This is a genomic window from Rhizobium sp. CF142 (assembly GCF_000281145.1).
In the GTDB taxonomy this organism is placed as follows: domain Bacteria; phylum Pseudomonadota; class Alphaproteobacteria; order Rhizobiales; family Rhizobiaceae; genus Rhizobium.
Genome location: NZ_AJWE01000093.1, coordinates 116214 through 122806, shown reverse-complemented (window position 1 = coordinate 122806; position 6593 = coordinate 116214). Strand labels below are relative to the sequence as shown.

Here is a 6593-nt window from a genome sequence, read left to right as displayed (position 1 = left end):
TGGCGGGCAAGCCGATGACCGCCGGCGCCTCGAGCAGAAGCAGCCGCGTCCGCCCTTCCACTTCCATTGCATCGAAATAGGCCGCGGCGCCGTCAAGCAATGCGTCACGCGGTGCGGTTTGCCGCTCTGTGCGCCGCTCGATCTCGTCGGCGACATCAGTCGCCTCCCTTTCGATCACGGCCCGGAAGAGCGCTTTCTTGTCTTCGAAGTGATGATAGAGCGCACCGCGCGTGACACCGGCCTCTGCGACGATCTCGGGCGTGGCCGTCTCGGCATATCCCTTCTCAACGAAAAGCCGGCGCGCGGCATTCATCAGGGCCTGCCTGGTCTGTTCGGTTCTTTCGCGATTGCTGCGGCTCATCACCTCTCTTTACATACAATCTACCTGTATGTTAAACACAAAAACATACAGAATGTACGTAAACCAAAGTGAGGTAAGCGATGAAATCGACGAGTTACTATCCCGTCATCATGACGGATGACGTTGCCGGCACAGCTACCTTCTATTGCCGCCATTTCCGTTTCCAGCCGCTCTTCGAGAGCGACTGGTATGTCCATCTGCAATCGATGGAGGATGAGCATGTGACGCTTGCCGTGCTCGACGGAAATCACGAAACCATCCCAGCCGCCGGCCGCGGCAAGATCTCCGGCCTTCTCCTGAATTTCGAGGTCGAGGATGTGGACGCGATCTACGCCGTCTGCACAGAGGCCGGGCTGCCGATCCTGCGCGAGATCCGCGACGAGGATTTCGGCCAGCGCCACTTCATTACCGCCGATCCCAACGGCGTCTTGATCGACATCATCAAGCCGATCCCGCCGAGCGCCGAATATGCGGCTATGTATGAGGCGACAGCGCTGCCCGGCTAAAGCAATTCCAGCAAAAATGTGCAGCGGTTTTGCGTTCAGAATTGCGTGAAAAACTAAGCTCGGAAAGCAGGATCGCGCGCCGAGACCAGCTTGTGCAGATGCACCATCATGCCTGCGGCAAAGAGCGGCGTGAGCAGATTGACGATTGGGATCGCCAGGAAAAGTGCAATCACCAGACCACCAAGAAAGACGGTCGGGCCATGCTTGGCACGAAACAGCCGCGCCTCCGGCGGCGAACGGAAGCGCATCGCCGCGAATTCGAAGAATTCCCGTCCGAGCAGATAGCCGTTCACGAGGAAGAAGGCCACGAGATTGACGCCGGGAATGAAGAGCAGGAAGAGCGCGATAATATTGCCGATGATCACGACGCCGAGGAATTTGATCGAGCTTGCTATCGCAGGGCCGAGCGGCATGGCCTTGCCCGACGCATCCTGCGGATAGTCCCTTTTTTCGATCACCTCGGCGACATCGTCGAGAAAGAGGCCGGCAATCAGCGCCGTAACCGGCGAGAGTAGCAGCGCCAACCCAAGCGCAAGGCCGATACCGGCAGCGATCAGGAAAACGAAGCTGAGCCAGCCGGCCCAGTCAGGCATCTCTGGAAAGAACCCAACCACCCAGGGAAATACAAAACTGATGAACAGGCCGCGCAGCGCAAGCCACAAGCCGATCAACACCAGCACCGTCAGTCCCAGAACCTTCCAGAAAGCCGACCGGGTCTCCGGCGCAAACAGGTTGGCAAGCGAAAGGCGAGCGGCGTCAAGGACCATTCTGTGGCGTCTCCGTTACGCAGCGTGATGTAGGGAGCCGGCGTCCTCCCGGCAAGTCGGTTGAAAATTACATGCTTGAATAGAAAACTTGTCGAAAATTACATGCTAATATATAGTTCGTAACGTTCGATATACGTGTGGGCCTAAGAAGAGCTTCCGGACAATATTAAAAAACAGGGATTCGGCTCCACGAATCCACGGGAAGCCTCTGAGGATATTGGGGGAGGCTGCGACGTGGAAGACTTTGTGGAGAAACTTAGGCAATACGCGAAATCCGGCACGCCTGCCGAACGACGCATCGCGAAATATTTCACCGAACATTTGAACGACCTGCCGTTCGAAACCGCTGCGTCGGTTGCTGACCGGCTTGATCTTTCGCCGATGACGGTCGGCCGTTTCCTGCGAGCGCTCGGCTACCAGGGCCTGGACAGCGTCAAGGTGGAGATCCGCGAGACGGCAACGACCTCACCCGTCCAGTTCCAGAGCGCGATGACGGAGCTGCAGACGGATGCATCGGAAGGCAAGCCGCTCGCCGTTCTTGTAGCGGAGCAGATACAAGCACTGCATCACATCTATCATCTGACCGCACAGCCGCATTGGGGCGAAGCCGTCGCGATGATCGGCGCCTCCCGAGAAGTTTTCGTCGCCACCCATGCCAGACTTGCCGGCTTCTCCAGTCATTTTTGCCAGCGACTGACCCTGGCCCGTGACGGCGTGCGTGCGATCGACGGCGCGGGTAACCGCTTCACGGAGCTTTTCGCCCGTTCCTTCGTCGAAGACGCCGTGCTCGTCATCATCGATTGTCGGCGCTTCGCCAGGTCACGGCTGCTTGCGCGCACTGCCCGGCGTTACGGCTATAAGGTGATCCTGATTTCCGCGCAGCATGCGGACTGGCTGCCCGAACAATCGAACGTCGTCCTGCCTTTGCCGCCTGCCCGCGCGCCCGACATGGATAACCTGCCGCCGCTGATCGCCTTGCTCGATTGTCTGTCCGAGGCGGTCATTTTGGGTGCCGGCGAAGAGGCGAGCCAGCGGCGCCGACGCATGGTGGAATTTGCGACTATCCTCGGCGAAACGGCAAATCGCTGAACTATTCCATCGCTTCCAGTTCCGCCCGGTGGCGATACATGGCAAGAAATCGGCGATAGTCGCGGTCGTAAAGCGCCTGCTTGCTCCTGTCGGGAAGCCGCTCGGAGCCACCGGGATACATCGCCTTGCCAGCCGCCGCCAAATCCTTGTGTAAGCCGCAGGCAACCGATGCGGTGATCGCGGTGCCAAGCAGTACCGCCTCGTTCATGTCAGGCACGATGACCTTGCAGCCCGTCACATCCGAATAGAGCTCCATCAGAACGGGGTTCTTCACATGCCCGCCAGCCACATGCAGCGTATCCGGCACGTAGCCGTGATCCCTCATTTTTTCGAGGATGTGACGGATACCGAGCGCAATCCCGACCGCGGTCCGCCAATAGAGCGCACAGAGCCCGTCGAAGGACGTATCGAGCGTCAAGCCGCTGATGACACCGACAGCATGCGGGTCGGCCAGCGGCGACCGGTTGCCGTGAAAATCCGGGAGAACGAAGATCCGCGCACCGAGCGCGTCACCCTCTTCTGCTCTGAGTTCAGCGACGCGGGCGACGATCATTTGATGCAGCGCTGCAGTTGGCTCACCGCCGGCCGCGTGCATGCGCACGATATGATCGAGCAGCGCACCGGCGGCCGATTGGCCAGCCTCGACGAGCCACGATTGCGGAAAAACTGCCTCGTAATAGGGGCCCCACATTCCCTCGCTCGGCTTTCGCTCGAGCGAAAAGGCGACGATGCAGCTCGATGTCCCTGCAATCAGCGCAAGCTGCTGCTCAAGCTTCGCCGGATCGCCAGCATAGCCACTGAGTGTGCCGAGCGCGCCGGCATAGGCATCGATCATCCCGGCCGAGACATGGCAATCGGTGGTCAGGCCCAACGCTTCGGCAGCATCCGGCGTCAGTTTGCCGATGCTTTCTCCAACCGCCACTGTCTCCTCAGGCAGACTGCCGCGCAGCAGTAAATCCTCAAGACCGATCTGCTGCAGGAAATCCTGCCGCCAGCCCCTTTCCTTATGAGCGAGGTAATTCCATTTGGCCGTCAGCGTGCAGCGGGATCGGGCAGCCGAGCCGGATGCCTTCCAGGTCAGGAAATCAGCAAGGTCGAAGAAGTATCCGGCTTTCTCCCAGGTTGCCGGCAGCTTCTTCTTCAGCCAGATCAGTTTCGGCATTTCCATTTCCGGCGACATGACATTGCCGGAATGTTCCAGCACTTCATGCTTCGTCGCCGTACAGAAATCGGCTTCCTTCAGCGCCCGATGATCGAGCCAGACGATCGTATCGAACCGGGTCTCGCCGCCGGTGGAAACGCTGATCTGCCTGCCTTCGGTATCGCGCACCACAAGCGAACAGGTAGCGTCGAAACCGATCGCGCCGATTGCGGCAGCCCCAATGCCGGACTGGCCCATAGCCGTGCGCACGGCAGTGCAAACGGCCGACCATATATCCTCGGAATCATGCTCGGCATGGTTCTCGCGCGGCCGGTTCATGACGATTGGATGTTCAGCCTTGGCAAGCAGGCGGCCATGCGTATCGAAGACACCGGCGCGTGCGCTGCTCGTGCCGATATCCACCGCAACCACATGATCACGCATCAATGCTGAGTCCCGTCCAGCTTTTGTTTGCGGACAAGGTGTATCAATTCCGGCATGGCGTCAAACACGACTTCCGGCGAAAGACGGTCGAGTTCTTCACGGTAGCCGGCAAAGTTTGCATGCGAGCCGCCGGTAAAGGCAAAGACCGTCATGCCCGCCGCCTTGGCTGCAGCAATACCCGCCGGACTGTCCTCGATGACGATGCAGTCACGGGGTTCCACATGCATCTGGTCGGCCGCATAGAGGAAGAGATCAGGCGCCGGCTTGCCGCGCTTGACCATGCTGGCGCTGAAGATGTTCGGCAACTTCGACAGCAGCCCGGTGACAGAGAGCGACAGTTTGATCCGCTCGACCTGGCTGGACGATGCAACACAGCAGGGAACGCCAAGCGCATCGATCGTATCGCCAATACCCGGCATGGCCTTCAGCTCGGTGCGGAAACGGGCATAGAGATTGGTGCGGATGCTTTCCAGGAATTCCTCGTTGGCATGCACGTTGAATTCCGTCTCCAATATGGAGATGAGGGTTGCAAGGCTCTTGCCGAGGAAGCGTTCATAGGCCTCGTCCTCGGTAATCGTCACGCCGAGATCGGCCATCGCCTTGACGAGAACGCTGATCGAAATCGGTTCGCTGTCGACGAGCACACCGTCGCAATCGAAAATGACCAGCCGTGGTTCACCATCAGCCATGAAAGACCCAACCTGAGTTCAGTTCGGACGCAACCGTCCTGCATTGTCCGCAAGGCCGGGATGGCGACAGAAATGCCGCCATCGTGATTCCTTACACTGCGAGCTTACCGTCGAGATAGAGCTGCAAGGTTTCCTTCGTGCCCTTTTCCCACAAGGTTTTCAGCGCATGGGTGAAACGCTTGCGGAAAAGATCTGATTTCGCCACCTCGCCGAAAATATCGTCGAAGACGAGGAAGGCCGCCGGATCGTCCTTTGCCTTGACGGCCGCCTCATGCAGACGCTCGGCGCTGGCATCGTTGAAGACGATGTCCTTGCCGCTGTCGCTCTTACCGAAGAAGTAGCGGCACCAGAGCGCCGAGACGAGCGCGAGGCCGACGACATCCCTGCCCTGGCGCAGATTGTCGAGCGTCGAGGGCAGGATGAATTTCGGCTGGCGGTTGGAACCGTCCTGCGCCAGCCGCGGTATCGTGTCGGCGATCTTCGGATTGAGGAAGCGGCGCTCGATCAGCTTGAAATAATCGGCGAGCGACGTATCCGGCACCGGCGGCACGATCGGGATGATTTCCTCGTTTTCAAGCTTGGCGAGGAAGGCGCGGATCAGATCATTCTCCATCGCCTCATGCACGAAATGAATATCCATCAGCGCCGCCGGATAAGCGATCGTCGCATGGCCGCCATTGAGAATGCGGATCTTCATATGTTCATAGGGCGTGACATCGGGCACGAAGGTAACGCCGACCTTTTCAAGCGCCGGGCGGCCCGTCGGGAACTTGTCTTCCAGCACCCACTGCTTGAACTCTTCGCAATAGACCGGCCAGTTGTCCTCAATGCCGAAATTGTCTTTGAGGAAATCGATCTCGCGCTGGCTGGTCGCCGGCGTGATGCGGTCCACCATGCCGTTCGGGAAAGAGACGTTCGCCTTGATCCAGTCGGCAAAGGCCGGATCGGAAAGCTTGGCCGTTCCGACAATAGCATTCGCAGTGACGACGCCATTATGGGGAATGTTGTCGCAGGACATGACGGTAAAGGGCTCGATACCCTTGTCTTTACGCGCCCTCAGGCCAGCAACGATCAGACCGAAGACCGTCTTCGGCGTCGCCGGGTTCTGTCCGTCAGCGGCAATCGCCGGGTGCGCCGGATTGAACTTGCCCGAGGCATCGATGAAGTAACCGCCTTCGGTGATCGTCATCGAGACGATACGAATCTCAGGATCGGCGAGTTTGGCGATGATAACAGCGGGTTCACCGACCGGCAGGATATCGATCATCGGCCCGGTCACCCGCGCCGCCGTCTTGTTGTTGTCCTGCTCGACAACGGTCGTCAGGAAATCCTGCGCCGCGAGCTTGTCGCGCATGGCCGCATCCGATGGCAATACGCCGGCACCGATGATTGCCCAGTCATGGTCGCTGCCGGCATTGAAGAGATCGTCGAGATAGATCGCCTGGTGGGCGCGATGGAAATTGCCGACGCCGAAGTGCACGATGCCGGCTTTCAGCGACGCCCGCTCATAGGCCGGAATGGCTGCAGTCTTTGCTGCCTCGGCGAGCGTTGCCAGCGATAATTTGCACGTCATGTTTCAGTCCTCTTGAAGGTCTT

General features: G+C 59.2%; 7 protein-coding genes. 2 read left to right on the top strand and 5 right to left on the bottom strand.

From position 1 onward, the window contains the following. Positions 1 to 361: TetR/AcrR family transcriptional regulator (locus PMI11_RS19755; RefSeq protein ID WP_007820454.1), on the bottom strand; the 361-nt coding region annotated here is incomplete at its 3' end. Between the two features lie 80 nt (positions 362 to 441). Between PMI11_RS19755 and PMI11_RS19750 the strand changes: the two genes are divergently transcribed. Beyond that, the gene (locus tag PMI11_RS19750; protein ID WP_007820453.1) at positions 442 to 867 is read left to right on the top strand and encodes a VOC family protein; all 426 of its coding nucleotides are present in this window, start codon (positions 442 to 444) and stop codon (positions 865 to 867) included. A 53-nt stretch (positions 868 to 920) separates the two neighbouring features. Here PMI11_RS19750 and PMI11_RS19745 read toward each other — a convergent pair whose 3' ends face one another. Further along, entirely contained in the window at positions 921 to 1634 is a 714-nt protein-coding gene (locus PMI11_RS19745; protein WP_007820450.1) for a sulfate transporter family protein, read from the bottom strand. Between the two features lie 234 nt (positions 1635 to 1868). On the opposite strand from PMI11_RS19745, the gene PMI11_RS19740 reads away from it, so the two are divergent. Then, a complete protein-coding gene (locus PMI11_RS19740; RefSeq protein WP_007820448.1) occupies positions 1869 to 2723 on the top strand; it encodes a MurR/RpiR family transcriptional regulator in 855 nt (284 codons plus the stop codon). A gap of 1 nt (position 2724) precedes the next feature. Here PMI11_RS19740 and PMI11_RS19735 read toward each other — a convergent pair whose 3' ends face one another. From PMI11_RS19735 to PMI11_RS19725, 3 genes are all read right to left on the bottom strand, one after another. After that, positions 2725 to 4308, bottom strand: a complete 1584-nt coding sequence (locus PMI11_RS19735; protein ID WP_007820446.1) for an FGGY-family carbohydrate kinase — start codon at positions 4306 to 4308, stop codon at positions 2725 to 2727. Next, a complete protein-coding gene (locus PMI11_RS19730) occupies positions 4308 to 4997 on the bottom strand; it encodes an HAD family hydrolase (protein WP_007820432.1) in 690 nt (229 codons plus the stop codon). The genes PMI11_RS19735 and PMI11_RS19730 overlap by 1 nt, the downstream gene beginning before the upstream one ends. A gap of 91 nt (positions 4998 to 5088) precedes the next feature. Beyond that, on the bottom strand, positions 5089 to 6570 hold the full coding sequence (locus tag PMI11_RS19725) for a mannitol dehydrogenase family protein (protein WP_007820430.1): 1482 nt from the start codon (positions 6568 to 6570) through the stop codon (positions 5089 to 5091). Positions 6571 to 6593: the final 23 nt, after the last annotated feature.